Genomic DNA, 16,629 nt, shown 5'->3' with positions numbered 1-16,629 from the left:
TATTCGTAGTATTTTATTATTCCATAGGAAGACAAATGTAAAGAGGCAAATAGTACTGTACCGCTACTTTTCTCCCGTTGTGCATCCCGGGATTCCAGGCAGGCATCATGCTCACTACTCTTATTAACTCCTGATGTAACCAATCTGTTTTCGTGGTATCTCTTGGTTTGATATTATACACACAACCGAGTGTATCAATAATAAACTGCACAGTGGCAGTGCCTACTATTTCACTTTCCGAAACTTTATATTTTATATTTTTTGTAAGATAAGCTGCCAATGCAACTTCCCCTCCGGGGAAGGATGGAGGTTGCGTTACAAATGAGTATACTTTAGCACGCTGGGCATTTGCAGAAATGGCCGCCAGTAAGCAAATGGTGAATAGTATCAGTTTTAACGGCATAGTTTCTATTTCATTATTCTTACAATCGCCAGATCATCTGTATGGTTCAGTCCATACTTATGCTCCAGCAGCTTCAATTTCATGTTCAACATCTCCTCATTTCCGGCGCCTGTCATATCATTTAAAAGAAAACTGATGGGATCTACAGCATCGGAATTTTCCGGCGCCGCTACCCGGGTAAATGTTTCGATACCATCCGTGGCAATGCTGATATCTTCGAGATGAGAGATAAATATTTTCTGTCCCTGATCTTCATACCAGGCATCAAAATCTGCAGACAGATGATACCCGAGATAATCCGGCTTATTGTCCTGGTCAAAAGAAACGATTGCGCCGTTGATGCTGACTACCCCATCGCCTATCACCAATAACAGGCCCTTATCTGCGCTGATATCAGCCAATAGAATGGTCAGGGTTGTCAACAACTCTTCTTTTTCCAGCTGAAGCTGATTCTTCAGCATTTTCAACTCTGAAAACAACTCTTTTAGTATCAATTTCAAATATTCATCCAATGATATGGAAAGCAACTCTTTTGAATAAAATGCTTTATAGCTGAAGGCTTTACAGATTTTTCTCAATAGCTTTCCTACCAGTGTAGCGATAAAATAGCTATCCTTTCCCATGGTACATCCGTCCATTACGGCACAAATAATCCTGTTGTTATCGATGTGATCGAAGAAGAGATAATCTTCGCAATAATTGAGATGGTAGGCACCTATTCCTAGCGTTGTGTATATATTCATATGCAGGGGATTCAAAGTAACAACAATTTCTGCATAGCATCAAGCCTATAATTATACAAGAGAAGTAGCCATTATATAGCTACTTCTCTTGTGTAAATTTCCTCTAAAACGCCGGATCCTGCGGCGTATTCGGATTATCATTCCGCTCTACAAACGGATACGGGAAATAATTCCTTTTCCGTTCAGCTACCGGTCTTCCGAAACGGCGGCTATCCTCCAGTTCCTGGGCGCCCATAAACAGCTCAATGCGGCGGTGCTTATAGATGAGTCCCAGTAATTCGGGTTCACTTCCTGCTGATACGGGTGACAGAGAGGCACCGAGGCCATAGGCATCTCCGGAAGGTGTTTTGGTAACTACTTTATTCAGGTAAATTAACCCATTGGTTACATCATGCTGACGGGCATAGCACTCTGCCTTTATCAGCAGTATTTCTCCCGGCAAATAGATCGGAACTGCCGTTAAATTGCTTTTGAAGAAGCCGCTGATGTTAAACCTTGGTTTAACCGGACGGGCGATGTAGAACGGAATCCGCTGATCTGCCAGATCCGGCTGAATAGGAACGGGCAATCCCATCGTAGAGTCGACCACGTTATAGATGTTATTGGTAGCGGTCACCAGGAAAAAGATCGGATTGGTGATCTGGGCGTTAAAAGACAAATTAGATTGTACACTGAGATTTACCTTATCAGCTGCCGCCATGGCTGCCGTGTAATCGCCCGCGTACAAGGCATACCTGGCTTTTAAGGCGTACAGTGTATTGAGGATATCTATACTGGCAGGTATATTACTCAGGAAACTGGTGCTGACCGGTGTAGCCGTTACTGTATTAATAGCATTATCGAGTGCTGTCACCGCCAGTGCATATCCTTGTTTGCCGGGAATAAATGTTACGCCGCCGTTAGCCAACGCCGGGGTACTGGTATTTTCCGGTATCTGCTCCCAGAAGTTCGCCTGGATGCCGATCGCGAGGGCTTTAAAGATAGTGGCATAGGCGATGAGACCACTGGCAAAGCCTTTATCCGGAACAATAGTGCCGGTGCGGCGCAACACGCTGTCGGCTTCATAGCGGATCTTATTCGATACATTCCACATCCCAGTTACTACTGCATTGGTATTGAGAATTTTATTGCCGCCGGCGCCAATCTGTGCCTCATCGGTATTACCCGGGTTAGTTACAAATGTTTCCCCCGTGAGTAAGCTCCCGGAAGTGACGGTGGTATATAACAATCCAACACGGTCACGGCTATACCAGGCCTGCAACCCAACGGCTACGTTGGCCAGTGTGGTAGGTGAACTGTAAGCCTGTTCAGACGAAGGACCCGATGGATCCTGGTAATCCTTCTTACATGCGGCAAACGTGCAAAGAAAGGCGATAGCGAGGATACTATATTGCATATATCGTTTCATAATAGCTTTGTTTAGTGGTTAAAATTTTGCACGGACAGAGATGTTATAACTACGCGGAATAGGCACGGAACCAAAATCAATTCCGCGAAGAACAGTGCTTTGTCCTGCTGCATTTAACTCCGGATCATATCCTTTATAGTTATCCCACGAAATAAGATTTCGGCCACCTATACCAACAGTGAGATCACTAAATCCCTTCAGTTTACCGAAAGTATAACTGAATGCTACTTCGCGCAATTTTACAAATGAGCCGTCATCAATACGCCATTCCTGGATGTTATAGTTGCCGGCTATAAAGCCACGTGGTAGCTGGCCCCGGTCTTCCATCTCTGCTACTTTTCCGTTGTCAACTCCCTGCCGGGTTCTGAAATCAGCATTGAAGATATCTACACCCTGTACTGCATCCAGCTGTATATGCAGACCAAGCTTTTTGTACTGAAAATCGTTGGTGAGTGTTCCTGTGTAATCCGGATTGGGATCTCCGATCTTTGTATTCAATGCAGTAGCGTTGGCCGGAGGTAACCCGGTAGCAGGATCACGTGCAACCGTATACGTTAGTGGCCCGGTTTGGGTACCAGCTTCTGTAACCGGGATACCGGCAGGCGTTTTCAGCATGTTGCCGTTATTATCCCTGGCGAAGAATGTTCCATAGAAAAACCCGATCGGCTCTCCATTGGCAATACCCACCGGTGCGCCACCTACCGTATTATACAGGATCAGAGCCTGTCCGATGTCTACTGCTTTGTTGCGGTTACGGTTATAGATTGCGGTGAGGCTCCAGTTGAAGTTGGTCGTTTTCACGGGCACAACGTTCAATACCACTTCCACACCGGTGTTCTGCAGGGTACCGATATTATCCTGGTAGAAAGAATAGCCTTTGGTAGGTGCTATTGCGCGACTGATCAGCAGATCCTCCACACGCTTACGGTAGTAGTTAACGGAAACCCCTATACGATTATCAAGAAACGACAGATCGGTACCTATTTCCAGTTCTTTCTGTTTTTCCGGCTTTACATTCGGATTGGTGTAAGTGCCAGGCGATTGAAAAGCAGAAGCACCAATAAAAGCAGTGGCTGTATAAGTGTTGTATCTACCATACGCCGGGATACCAGTGAGGTTACCGGATTCACCGTATGCAGCGCGGATCTTCAACAGGTTCCACCATTTGGATACGGATGATTTTTCCCAGAAATCAGTACCGGAGATCACATAACTACCGCTCAACTTTGCATACAACTGATTGCGTTCATCAACACCAAACACGGAAGATCCATCCATGCGCAATGCACCAGTAATAAACAGTTGGTTGCGGTATTTGAAATTCTGCTGGATATATTCTCCGGAGATAGATAACTCTGTACGCTGATCTGCGCCAGGAATGATGGTAGTGGCTTTGTCTGCGGTTTGTACAAACGGAGGCAGACCGCGTCCCTGTTCCAGGGTATAGTGCATTCGCTGGTATTGTACTGAATAGCCTACCTGTGTAACGGAACTGAGTTTATCATTGATATCCCAGTTATAAGTAGCATTCAGATCGTGGTTGATCATGAAGGAATTGTTGTTACCCGCACTGGCATAGCCATTCTGTGTAGGGTCCAGTGTGGGGCCGCCGCCGTAGAAACCCGGACTTACGAAGTAAGCAAAAGCGGGCATAAAAGTAGTGCCTTCCTGGTTGTAATTATCGATACCAAGGCGATAGTCAACCGTGAGGTTTTTGATGGGCCGCAATTTAATACCGGCGCCGGCAATCACCCTTCCAACATGTTGTTGTTGTTTGAAATCTTCCATTACGGAAACGGGGTTTACACGTCCACGTTCCCCTACTTTCATGAGTTGACCTAAGGCATTGCGTTGCTGGATATCGTAGTAGTTACCAATAATCGTCACCGCATTCATGGGGGAATAGAAAGTGTTACCATCCGGTTTTTCATCTGATTTACTGTATACGTAGTTCAGGCTGGCATTAAAACTGGCCCAGCTGGTCAGCTCCTGGTCGAGGTTGAGGCGGAAACTAAACCGGCTGTAATCCGTATGATTGATGATCCCCTGGTTATAAAAATAGCTGCCGGAAGCATAATATTTTGTTTTGTCTTTTCCACCGGCTACGGATATATTGTTATCTGTTCCAACACCCGTGCGGAAAATATAATCCTGGTAATCGTATCGCTTGACTGGCGTGGTACTTACAATCGCAGGGGTAAGGATATTCTGGGTAGAGTCGTCAGGGGAGCCACCAAACTTAAGCGGCGCCTGATTCACATCCAGTTTTTTACGGAGCTGGTTCACCGAAAAATTAGTGGAGAAACTCACCACCGGTGCGCCGGTGCTGCCTCTTTTGGTAAAGATCTGTACCACGCCGGCATTGGCGCGGGAGCCATAGATCGCCGCAGCAGCTGCACCATTCAGTACTTCTATGCGTTCAATATCTGCCGGGTTAATATCAGAAATACGGCTTTGTCCAACGCTACCCACAAAGTTATCGCCCGTAGATCCGGTGCCATAGCTGGGATCTGCGTTGGTAACACGCGTAGTGGAGTTATCGATGATAACGCCATCTACAATATACAATGGTTCTGTAGAACCGGAGATAGTACTGATCCCCCTGAGTTTTACGGAGATGCCACCCGCAGGATCACCCGAGTTCTGGGAAATCTGTGCGCCGGCTGTTTTTCCCTGCAATGCCGCCAGCACATTGCCCGAGCCGCTTTTGCTGAGTTCATCCGCTTTTACTGTACTGATGTAGTTACCGAGTTGTCGCCGGGTAGTACCTTCGGAAGTACCGGTCACTACAATCTCATCCAGTTTGGAAACCTCCGCGTTCAGCTGGATATTCTGCGTATAGGCGTTGGAGCCGGTGCTGATGACCAGCACCCTTTCACTGACCGCAAAACCAATTCCTGAATAAGCCAGCGTATAGTTGCCGGGCGACAAAGTACCGGTGATCGTGTAACGCCCGTCCGGATCGGTTTTGGCGCCCAGCTTCGTGTTCTTGACGACGACCGTAATACCTGGAATAGGCGATTGCTGGTTGTCGGTTACCTGACCGGATATTTTCACCTGTGCATAGGCCGCAACCGCCAGGAAATTTATGCACAGGAATAACAAAAAGGAACGGCCCTTAGCCATTTTCAAGAATAGAAAAATGTTCATATAGCAAGTTTAGCGGGTTTAAGACAGGGTTGATTATTGCCAGATGGTGATTATTGCCAGCTCATGATCTTGGTCGTTTAAATGATTTTTGGTTCTCCGTTATATGATTTTCATTGCTTTAATTTCGCTAAAAAAAGATAGGTAGCCAAATAAGGTTACCGGAGTAAAGTGTTTAATGAAGTGAAATGATAACCCCGCTTTTTCAATGCCCCGATCAATGCCGGTAGTTGTTGATAAAACTTGTCGGTACGACGGGGATCGGTACCGATGTGCATCAGGAGCAGGAAACCATTAAGTCCTGCCGGACGATTCTCTTCATACGCCAGTATCGATTCATAAATCGTATTGGAGCTACGATATTGTTTTCCCATAGATGGATAGGTGTAATCGGCATTGGAGCGGGTACCGGGCGTAAAATTGACGAGTTGTAAACCCACGCCGGCAGTCCATGCAGCGATGCTATCATTATACCATTCGTAGGCAGGTAAAAAGAACGGCGCCGCTGTTGCACTGATACCAGCCGCAGCCATCTTTTCATAATTCGCCCGCAGGTCATCAAGAAACTGTTGTTTGCTCACCAGCAAACTATCCCTGTTTTGCCAGTCGCAATACAACAGATGCTGATCACCATGTGCGCCAAGGTAATGCCCGTCTGCTTTCAATTGGCGAAGGAGCACCCGGTTAGCGGGCTGCTGATAAAATTTCCCGGTAAAAAAGAACGCTGCTTTTACCTGCAATTGTTGCAATGTTTTACGGATCAAAGGTCCCCCGTCCGCAAATTCATCTCCCGTAAAAACAAGCGTGAGTTGCTTTTTACTACTATCTCCCCGGACAATACCGCCATGATCATATTGCCGTTTTCCGGCGCCTTCCTGGGCTTTAGCCGCCAGCAGGTATACGAGGGAAGCTGTGCCATCCATAGTAGGTTCATTGGTGCTGTAATCGCCCACATCATCGTGGTAAACGGCCAGGTCACTCTGAAAATCTGCATACACATCGGGTTTCGACAAACGGATACCGATCAGATTTTTATAGATATTGGTATACACGGGACCATCCACCAGTCCGCCATCCACCCGATAATGCCCAACGGCAGAAAAGGCCGCGTGCGGATCCGTAGGCGCATCACCGGATGCAGGCAAACCATACACCATACTGGTACCCCACGGATTGCAGCCAAAGAGCCAGTCAATGTTTGCCTGCTCCAATGCGGCAAAGGTATTTTTTCCGCTGAGTTGCCGGTACCAGTAGCACTGAATAGCAAAGGAAGTAGTGAGATTATTACTGCACCAGATAAACGGAATGCCTCTGTAAAAAGCATTCTGACGGGCCTTATTCCACACGCGCTCAATACCGGTTTCGTAATATCCTGTCAGCTCGGCTCTTTCAGCGCCCTTGCTTTGGCGCGCCAGTTCATAATGGCCCAGGTTAATGAAGGGATACCACTGGTAGTGATGAGCCGTATCTGCGCCCAGCCAGGGTGTTACTTTTTCAGAGGCAGCATACTTGCCGGCAGCCCGGCGATACTCTTCATTCTCCGTAACCTGTAATAAAGCAGCGGCCGCCAGCTCCATATCATCTGTCCAGTTGTCTTCTGCATAAATGTAAGGCGATAATACAGAGGCAGTCTGACAAACACCGGGTTGCTGTATTCCCATTTGCCAGGCCGACAATGCCCTTGTTTTCAGCAGTTGTGCATAATTGCTATCGCTATGCTGCAGCAACGTATATCCAAGTGCAAAGGCGCTGGAAAATTTCCCTGCCGTAGAGGCGACACCGGTAGTCTTATTTTTGTATTTCCCTAGTCCCTGCGGGAGTCCTGTGCAAAAGTATACCGGCCGTTCAAAACCTTTTCCATAGAAATTATCTTCACCGGGTAAGCGCAGTCCATGATGATCCCGGTCATCTGCAATCTGGTTAAACATGATCGTCGCAGCAGGATGCATTTTCAGCAGCCAGTCAAGGCCCCATTTTGCTTCATCCAGCACATCTTTGATATGATTGCTGCCGGAAAGGCCATTAGCTGCATATTCATCTCCAAAAACTCCCTGAAAATCGCGGTAAGCCGCCAGCAGATGAAAGGTAGCATTGGCGGAAGTGGTGACATACTGGAGATAATCGGTCGCATCATGCCATCCGCCCACTACGTCGATATGTGTGCTGTCGGGCATAGGGCCGTACATGGTGTATCCATCGTGGGTGTGGCAGGAATCTTTCAGTACCGGGTTAAAACCGCTTCTTTGCTGCCGCATATAACGGAGCAGAAAATCAGGGGTACCGGCATAAACGTCATCGTCTATACGAAAAGCAGGAGAAACAATACTGTCTGTTTTCAGGTAGTAATTTCCGGGAGAGGTGAAAGCGGAAAAATCCAGCCGGCAGGTTTGACTGAACGGGCCGTATGCACCAAACAGCTTACCGGTGCTACCGGTAAAAACTACTTTACCGGTAGCTGCCGCAATCAGTTGAAAGCGCTGCGGAGGCGTTGTATTTTTGCCGCCCCATACTGCCGCTTTAACACCAGCGGGAAGATATCCCAGCTGATTAATACGGATGCAGGCGGCCGGTGGCTCTGCCTGACCGAATATATACAGTCCGAGTAATGTAATGACCAGCAGGGTAATTTTCATTATTCAATGGGTATCTATAAAAATACCCATTTTACCGCAGCTCTGAAAAAGAAATCTTACTCGGCGCGCAGGCTCTTTACAGGATTAGCCAGGGCTGCTTTTGCTGCCTGATAGCTCACTGTGATCAATGCTATCAGCAAAGCGCCCAGCATGGTACACGCAAAAATCTGCCATACGATAGTAGTGTGGTAAGTATATTGGAGCAACCATTTGTTCAGGCAATACCAGGCCACCGGGATCGCAATGCAGCAGGAGATAGAAACCAGCACTACAAAATCTTTCGACAACATTTTCCATAGCTGGAAAACAGAAGCACCCATTACTTTACGGATACCAATTTCTTTGGTACGTTGCTCTGCCAGATAAGAGGCCAATCCGAATAAACCGAGGCAGCTGATCAAAATAGCCAGGATAGCAAAGAAGGTTGATAACTGACCGATGCGTTCTTCTACCCCAAATTTCTTCGCGTACTCCTGGTCCGCAAATTTGTATTCAAAGGGAGCTGCCGGGTTATACTGCTGCATCACCGACTGGATAGTAGCCATGGCTTTGGCGGTGCTCACATCAGGATTGATACGGATGTTGACAAAGTTGCCACCTTCCTTTAAAAGATAGTAAATAGCAGGTCTTACTTCTTCATAGGGCGACAGCATAATCATATTCTGTACCACACCGAGTACATGATATTCTTCGTTGTTCTTACGGATAATTTCTCCTACCGGATGTTCGAAACCCATATACTTTGCGGCGGCTTCATTCAGTACCAGTCCCATGGAATCCGAGGCAAACTGCGGAGAGAAGTCACGTCCTTCTTTAAAATGCCAGCCGATAGTTTTACCATAGTCCATTCTTCCACCGATCACATTAAAACCATCCTGCTGATCCGGAAGCCGGCCTTTCCAGTCGTATCCTCCTTCACTGGTCCATATATCCGTGATGGGGCCCTGCGACTCTGCCACTGCCGTCACCATACCGCTTCCCGTCAGTGTTTCACGGATAGCGTTGTAGTTACGGTAAATTTCCGGAGTAGTCATTTGTATAGATAGTAAACCGTTACGTGTATAGCCAACGGGGCGGTCTTTGGCAAATTGTATCTGCCGGTAAATCACCACCGTACCAATGATCAGAAAAACGGACACGGTAAACTGTACGATGATCAAAGCTTTGCGGGGTACTGCCGCAAAACGGCCCGCATGAAACGTTCCTTTTAACACCCTGAGCGGTTGGAAGGAAGAAAGATATAACGCGGGATAGCTGCCGGCCAGCAAACCGGTCAACAGGCTGAAGCCCAGCCCTATCAGCCAGAACACGGGATTGGCCCACAACACATGCAGATGTTTATCCGCTACCTGGTTAAACCAGGGCAGGATGAAAAGCACAAAAAGAACAGACAATACAAACGAGAAAAGTGCAATCAATATCGATTCGCTGAGGAACTGCCAGATCAGCTGACGACGCATCGAACCAATGGCTTTACGGATACCTACTTCTTTTGCCCGCTTCTCAGACCGGGCGGTGCTGAGGTTCATAAAGTTGATACAGGCCAATATAAGTACAAACAGGCCGATAAGACCGAAGAGTTGCACATAACGTATCTGACCGCCGCTGCTCACCCCATTTTCAAATGAAGAATACAGGTGCCATCTGCTCATCGGGTGCAGGAACAGTTCTTTAGTAATGCCGGGATCTGCTTTGGTGTATTGCGCAATGACTTTACTGATTTTGCGGGACACTTTATCCATCTCGGCATTATCGGCGATCTGCACAAATATGTGGGTACAATTGAAGTCCCACTTATCTTTCATATTACGGATCCAGTCCCAGTGATTTACAAACAGCTGCCATGGCGCTATATAATCGGTTCCTGCAAAGGAAGTATTATCAGGAAAATCTTCGTAGATACCGGTAACTTTAAGCGTCAGCTCGCGGCTATTATCCAGTTTTACCAGTTGGTCCATGGGATCTTTATCACCGAATAAAGCGGTAGCAAGACTGGCAGACAACAGGATGGAAGCTGGTTCTTTCAGGCCGCCACGGGTGCCTTTCAGCATTTTCAGGGAAAACATATCGGTACTTTCCGGTTCTGCAAAAGTACCGGTGCGGGTAAATTTCTGGTCGCCGGCAGACAAAGTATGAGTACCGTCAGATGCGAGGATAACATGTTTAAAATCTTCCGGGTAAGCACTTTTCAGTGTGGCCGCCAGGGGAATAGGCATAGAGTTAAAAGCGCCTGCTTCCGTTCCGAAAGTGTGCCGTTGCCATACTTCTGCAATGCGGTCGTAATGCTGGTAATATTTGTCGTACGACAATTCATTCCAGATCCAGAGACCGATCAACATGGTCACCGCCATACCGGCAGACAGACCAAAGATGTTAATAAAAGAAGTTCCTTTATTCTTCAAGAGGTTCCTGAAGGCTATTTTCAGGTAATTTTTGATCATGGCAACGGGATTTAGACAGCTGAATGGTGTAAGGACACAAGAAAACAGCCATAGTTGCATGGCCTTTACCACAAAGGATTACAGCGGAAACAAAACCAGCATTATGTTCATAAATGAACAGCCGTTGACCGGAAACGAACAATCACGCAGGTTGCTGGATGATCACACATACATCTTCTGCGTCTCTCAGGGCGAATTCCAGCGTCCCCCAGGGTTGCAGCTTTATTTCCGGCAGGTTGGGGTGCAATAATTCCGGGTGACTTCCTTTCACCAGTTCAAAGGCGGCGTTGATATCATCTGTTTCCAGGCGTATTTCCGGGCGGTCTTTGATGGCCCATTCATGGCTTTCTATGAGGTGAATAACGAGGGTATCCCGTTTGATGATACAGAAGGGTTGTTCCCCGCTGTCATCCCTGTAAGCTTCGGCAAAACCCAGTGTATCCACAAATAGCTGTAAACCCACTTTCATATCAGAATAAAATATATTCGGGATCAGTTTGGTTAATTGCATATGCTCAAATTTTATAGAAAAGTAAATAATAATTCATCAATTCAGTAGCTTTGAAACCATGAAAGATTACAAAAAACATTTTATACTGGCTGCACCTCCGGAAGAAGTGTATGCTGCGCTTACCAATCCCGCTACCATTCAGCTGTGGACAGGTGAAGTGGCAGAAATGTCTACCGAACCGGGCTCAGAATTCGCATTATGGGAAGGAAGCATTGTAGGCAGGAACCTGGAATTTGAGCAGGACAAAAAAATTGTGCAGCAATGGTATTTCATGGATGATGAAGAAGAGGAAGAAGAAACGCCATCTGTAGTCACTATCAAACTGCATCCGTCGCCCAAAGGTACAGATGTGGAACTGAAGCATGTGAATATTCCCGATGAAGCCTATGAGGATATTATTGCGGGATGGAATGAACAGTATTTTGGTTCGTTGATTGATTTTTATAAGGATTAATATAAAAGGCTGACTAAAAATGAGATCCATTTTTAGTCAGCTATATTACCCTCTCGTCTGATAAGGAAAGCTGCTATCCAGCCATTCAAAACTCATTTCCTTCTCCACAATTTCATGCAGCGCCACATTCGTCAGTCTCCCGAAATCATATACAGCTTCTACGATCTGCGCCTGATGTGGTGTCAGATAGGGTGCATGTGTGCGTAAAAAATTACGGCAATTCTCCTTCATATTTCCGTGCATGATCAGTGGGGAATACTTCGGATCGAGGTCTGTCACGGCTTCCAGCATTTGCAGGAAGATAAAGTCCTGCAGATTTTTGGCCAGTATACAAGCCTCATTGGAGTCATGAAATACCTGCACTACCGGTACATCATCTCCATTTTGCAGGTTGTAATAGAAGGCAAACCAGTCGCCGGCGCCGCTCATGGCAAAGGGCACGAACTGGTGTACGGGATCTGCAAACAGCAATCCTTCGTCCATTTCTTCGTCCACGGTGGGCAGGTCCATTATTTCCAGGTCGCTGGCATACAGGAGTAATGGTGGAGCAGTTTTGATGGCGGGATACACCTTATCCAGCCAATCTTCTCCAAACTCACCCCAGTTCAGCATACCATCTTTATATAATTGTTTGTAAAGCGTTGGATAGGTGAATCCGTAGTCTTTTTCAAGTTCCTCCAGCATAGATAATCATTTAGCATCCCGAATGTACCGGCAAAATAGCTAAACTTTCGGAAAAACCCTTTCGTTCTGTCTTTTCAGCGGATTCATAATAAAGGAAAGAAGGCTGCCGTCTTCCTTTAGTTCCACTACGCGGAAACCATGATAGCCTACACCCCAGCTGCCGCCGATATGTCCGTCGAACAGGAAGGGGATGTTAGTATTCTCCAGCATTTTCACGCCGTCCTGGTCGTGGTCATGTCCGTTGAATACCGCCCGGATATTCGGATACTTTTTAATAAGTGCATGGAACTCGGTACAATCCAGCCCATTATCGGTCCATTTTACGGGAGTAATATGTAAGAAGATAAATATATTGGAGGCGTTCTTGTATTGGTCCAGTTTACGGGTAAACCAGCTGATATCGGGGCACAGGTATTTGCCTTTTTCATCGGCAGTGTCGCCGAGCAGGATAACCTGGTTGCCGATTACCACATCATGATTCAAGGGCATGCCCCAGGCGTTTTCCCAGGCAGCCGGGGTCACCATATCATGATTTCCGCGTGTAACCAGCAATTTGGGATGTAATTGTTTCAATTTGGCAGCAGCGGGTAGCAACAGGGCAGGATCATTGTGGATCACATCTCCGTTGAGCACAAAAAATTCGCAGGGATACTGTTGCTGATATTGGTTAAAAGCAGATTGCAGGTCCTGAAAGTATTGATCGTACGGTGTTTTAGGCTCTCCATAGTGCCAGTCGGACCCTACCGCAAAGCGATAAATGGTTTTACTATCGAAATGCCGGGGAGCAACAGCGTTCACTAATTTACCGCAGGCGGAGATGACTACCGCAGCGGAAACTCCCTTAAAAAAAGTACGTCTGTTCATCATAAAAATAAAAATAAACTTTCCGGATAGTCAATTATTTCATTCCCAAATGCTTAACCAAAAGATAAAATTATATATCCGCTCTGATAAATTCAAAACTTTCAATCCATTCAGAAAGAATTGTAATAGTATTGTTAAAGTGTGTAAAATGACCAATTTATTCTCCCTGCATAAGTGTTTTGATTGTAACTTTGCACCTCGAATAAAAATGGGGTTATGTTTAGAAGCAAGAGTACAGCTGGAACAGGTCCGGATGTGGTTTTAATCGGCGCCGGAATCATGAGCGCCACACTTGGAATGCTCCTGAAAGAGCTGGAACCCGGGTTAACCATAGCAATTTTCGAAAGACTGGATGTGGCAGCAGCAGAAAGTTCCGATGCATGGAATAATGCGGGCACAGGACACTCCGCTTTTTGTGAGTTGAACTACACACCACAGAAGCAGGACGGATCAGTAGACATTAAAAAAGCGGTGAACATTGCAGAGCAATTTGAAGTGTCCCGTCAGTTCTGGTCCTACCTGGTAGAAAATAACATCATTTCTAATCCGCACGAGTTTATACAATCTGTTCCCCACATGAGTTTTGTTTGGGGAGAAGAGAACGTGGATTATCTCAAAAAGCGCTACAAAGCCCTTCAACAGTGTCATCTGTTCAAAACCATGGAGTATTCTGAGGATCAGGAAAAGTTGAAAGCCTGGATGCCCCTGGTGATGCAAGGTCGCGATGCCGCCCAGAAAGTAGCTGCTACCCACATGGAAATGGGTACAGACGTGAACTTTGGCGCATTAAGCCGTGCACTTTTTAACCATCTGGAGAAAATGGACGGAGTAAGCATGCATTTCAACCATGATGTGCGTGACTTTAAAAAGGACGAAGATGGCAGCTGGCTGATCAAGGTAAAGAACCGCGAAACGCGCGAAAAACAAACCATCAAAACAAAATTCGTATTCATTGGCGCTGGTGGCGGATCCCTGCCATTACTGGAAAAATCAGACATTCCGGAAGGAAAAGGTTTTGGTGGCTTCCCGGTAAGCGGTCAGTGGCTGCGTTGCAATAACCCGGAAATCATTGCACAACACCGTGCAAAGGTATATGGTAAAGCCTCTGTGGGTGCGCCTCCTATGTCGGTTCCCCACCTGGATACCCGCATGATAGATGGCCAGAAAGCCCTGCTGTTCGGACCTTATGCCGGATTCTCCACTAAATTCCTGAAGAACGGCTCCTTTATGGACCTGCCGCTCTCCATCAAAGCCAATAACATCCGGCCAATGGTATCTGCCGGACTGGATAACATCCCGCTGACCAAATACCTGATTGCACAGGTAAGACAGAAACCGGAAGACCGCCTCGAAGCCTTGCGTGAATATTTCCCGGAAGCCAAAATGGAAGACTGGGAACTGGAAATTGCCGGTCAGCGTGTACAGGTAATCAAGAAAGATCCTGAACATGGCGGTATCCTGGAATTCGGTACAGAAGTAGTAAGCGCTGCCGATGGCTCCATCGCCGCACTGCTGGGAGCTTCTCCGGGTGCATCTACCGCTGTATCCATTATGCTGAACCTGCTGAAACGCTGCTTTAAAGACGAAGTGGAAACAGAAGCATGGCAGATCAAACTGAAAAAAATGATCCCTTCCTACGGGCAATCACTCCTGAATAATCCTGCACTCTGCGATGAGCTGCGTACATGGACCACACAGGTGCTGGAACTGCGCGAAATGGAAATGGCATAACTATATTTTTTATTGGGCTGCCGAAACATGGCAGCCCAATAAAAAAACACCAGACTACGATAAAATCAGCCCATTCTGATTCATTGTTTTTGCAGATATTTATTGTGAATTGAGAAAGATCAGCGCAACAGCGCTTATTTTTTACCCGCATTATGCAAACGATTGCATTATATGCTTTATCCACAATAAGGTTATGAAAAAGCTATTCCTCTTCCTGCTGCTATTACCCGCAGCCCTTCTTCACGCCCAGCAAACCCCTACACGCGACCAGCGTATGCAATGGTGGCGGGACGCCCGTTTTGGCATGTTTATCCACTGGGGCGACTATGCCCAGCTGGCCGGCAATTACAAAGGTCACCAGGTGGGCCGGGGCGGCGAATGGATCATGAACCGGGGCAAAATCCCCGTTCTTGAATATCAGCAATTTGCCAAACAATTCAACCCGGTTAAATACAATGCAGATGCCTGGGTAAAAACCGCCCGGGATGCCGGTATGAAATATATTGTCATCACCGCCAAGCACCACGACGGATTCGCCATGTTTAAATCCGCCGCCAGCAAATGGAACATCGTAGACGCCACTCCTTACGGTAAAGATGTACTCGCCCCACTGTCCGCTGCCTGTAAGAAATATGGTATCAAACTCGGCTTTTATTATTCACAGGCGCAGGACTGGAATAATCCCGGCGGCGCCGCTGCACGTAAAATAGCCACAGAAGGCTGGCCCAATCCGGATTCCACACAAATCGACGCCTATACACAGGCACATACCGGCCACTGGGATCCGTTGCAAACCAGTGCCTCCATGTCTGAATACATAGATAAAGTAGCCGTGCCGCAGGTAAAAGAACTACTCACCAATTACGGCGAAGTGGCCGTGCTCTGGTGGGACACGCCTACCAACATGACAGACGAATATGCCCAGAAGCTGCAGGACGCATTGCAATTGCAACCCAACATTATTACCAACGACCGCTTAAAAAGACCCAATTTTGCAGGCGATTATAAAACACCGGAACAGAAAATTCCCGGCGCAGCAGAACTGGATGGCGCCGATTGGGAAACCTGCATGACCATGAACGGCACCTGGGGCTACAAAGATTATGACCATAAATGGAAAAGTACGGAAACGCTTATACGAAACCTGGCAGATATCGCCTCCAAGAACGGTAACTACCTGCTGAATGTAGGACCTGACGCCCTGGGACAATTCCCGGATGGAAGTCTTACCGCCCTGAAAGGCATCGGCCAGTGGATGAAAGTAAACGGTGAATCCATCTACGCTACACAGGGCAGTCCGCTGCCACCCCTCTCCTGGGGCCGGTGCACCAGGAAAACAACTGGCACAGACACCACCCTGTACCTGCACGTATTCAACTGGCCAACAGACGGACAACTACATGTTCCCGGCATAACCGGTAAAGTGAAAAATGTACGCCTGCTGGCGAATGGCAAACAGCTGAAAGCCACCAGCAATGGGGATGAACTGGTGATCAATGTTCCCGCTGCAGCGCCGGATCTGATTGATGCAGTCATTGCGGTTCGTCTTTAACTTGTGCTCTGTAAACGGAATAGCATTAAATCAATGGCGATACTGTTGTTTAATATTT

At 47.0% G+C, this 16,629-nt stretch carries 12 protein-coding genes; 3 read left to right on the top strand and 9 right to left on the bottom strand.

The window, feature by feature from the left end:
* Nucleotides 1-16: 16 nt before the first annotated feature.
* The 7 genes from BMW79_RS07385 to BMW79_RS07355 form a co-directional block, all read right to left on the bottom strand.
* A complete protein-coding gene (locus BMW79_RS07385; protein ID WP_089892584.1) occupies nucleotides 17-403 on the bottom strand; it encodes an energy transducer TonB in 387 nt (128 codons plus the stop codon).
* 5 nt (nucleotides 404-408) lie between these two features.
* Nucleotides 409-1,146 (bottom strand): protein phosphatase 2C domain-containing protein, encoded by a 738-nt coding sequence (locus BMW79_RS07380; RefSeq protein ID WP_143059103.1) that lies wholly within the window; start codon nucleotides 1,144-1,146, stop codon nucleotides 409-411.
* 103 nt (nucleotides 1,147-1,249) lie between these two features.
* On the bottom strand, nucleotides 1,250-2,554 hold the full coding sequence (locus BMW79_RS07375) for a RagB/SusD family nutrient uptake outer membrane protein (protein WP_089892578.1): 1,305 nt from the start codon (nucleotides 2,552-2,554) through the stop codon (nucleotides 1,250-1,252).
* A gap of 18 nt (nucleotides 2,555-2,572) precedes the next feature.
* Complete coding sequence (locus BMW79_RS07370) at nucleotides 2,573-5,704, bottom strand: SusC/RagA family TonB-linked outer membrane protein (RefSeq protein ID WP_089892575.1); 3,132 nt, start codon at nucleotides 5,702-5,704, stop codon at nucleotides 2,573-2,575.
* Between the two features lie 155 nt (nucleotides 5,705-5,859).
* Complete coding sequence (locus tag BMW79_RS07365; protein WP_089892572.1) at nucleotides 5,860-8,334, bottom strand: glycoside hydrolase family 9 protein; 2,475 nt, start codon at nucleotides 8,332-8,334, stop codon at nucleotides 5,860-5,862.
* Between the two features lie 56 nt (nucleotides 8,335-8,390).
* Nucleotides 8,391-10,775, bottom strand: a complete 2,385-nt coding sequence (locus BMW79_RS07360; protein ID WP_089892569.1) for an ABC transporter permease — start codon at nucleotides 10,773-10,775, stop codon at nucleotides 8,391-8,393.
* Nucleotides 10,776-10,917: 142 nt separating this feature from the next.
* Nucleotides 10,918-11,286, bottom strand: coding sequence for a VOC family protein (locus tag BMW79_RS07355; RefSeq protein ID WP_089892566.1), 369 nt, complete (start codon nucleotides 11,284-11,286; stop codon nucleotides 10,918-10,920).
* A 58-nt stretch (nucleotides 11,287-11,344) separates the two neighbouring features.
* Here BMW79_RS07355 and BMW79_RS07350 point away from each other — a divergent pair, with 58 nt between their 5' ends.
* Nucleotides 11,345-11,740 (top strand): SRPBCC domain-containing protein, encoded by a 396-nt coding sequence (locus tag BMW79_RS07350; RefSeq protein WP_089892563.1) that lies wholly within the window; start codon nucleotides 11,345-11,347, stop codon nucleotides 11,738-11,740.
* A 45-nt stretch (nucleotides 11,741-11,785) separates the two neighbouring features.
* On the opposite strand, the gene BMW79_RS07345 is transcribed toward BMW79_RS07350, so the two are convergent.
* The gene (locus BMW79_RS07345; protein WP_089892560.1) at nucleotides 11,786-12,424 is read right to left on the bottom strand and encodes an SMI1/KNR4 family protein; all 639 of its coding nucleotides are present in this window, start codon (nucleotides 12,422-12,424) and stop codon (nucleotides 11,786-11,788) included.
* A 39-nt stretch (nucleotides 12,425-12,463) separates the two neighbouring features.
* Nucleotides 12,464-13,291, bottom strand: coding sequence for a metallophosphoesterase family protein (locus BMW79_RS07340; RefSeq protein ID WP_218150290.1), 828 nt, complete (start codon nucleotides 13,289-13,291; stop codon nucleotides 12,464-12,466).
* Nucleotides 13,292-13,504: 213 nt separating this feature from the next.
* On the opposite strand from BMW79_RS07340, the gene BMW79_RS07335 reads away from it, so the two are divergent.
* Nucleotides 13,505-15,019 carry a malate:quinone oxidoreductase gene (locus BMW79_RS07335; protein WP_089892557.1) on the top strand — a complete coding sequence of 505 codons (1,515 nt, stop codon included), beginning with the start codon at nucleotides 13,505-13,507 and terminating at the stop codon, nucleotides 15,017-15,019.
* Nucleotides 15,020-15,212: 193 nt separating this feature from the next.
* On the top strand, nucleotides 15,213-16,571 hold the full coding sequence (locus tag BMW79_RS07330) for an alpha-L-fucosidase (RefSeq protein WP_089892554.1): 1,359 nt from the start codon (nucleotides 15,213-15,215) through the stop codon (nucleotides 16,569-16,571).
* Nucleotides 16,572-16,629: the final 58 nt, after the last annotated feature.

Source organism: Chitinophaga arvensicola (assembly GCF_900110835.1).
GTDB classification, from domain to species: domain Bacteria; phylum Bacteroidota; class Bacteroidia; order Chitinophagales; family Chitinophagaceae; genus Chitinophaga; species Chitinophaga arvensicola.
Note: the sequence above shows the minus strand (reverse complement) of the source record. Positions and strands in the feature narration are given on the sequence as shown.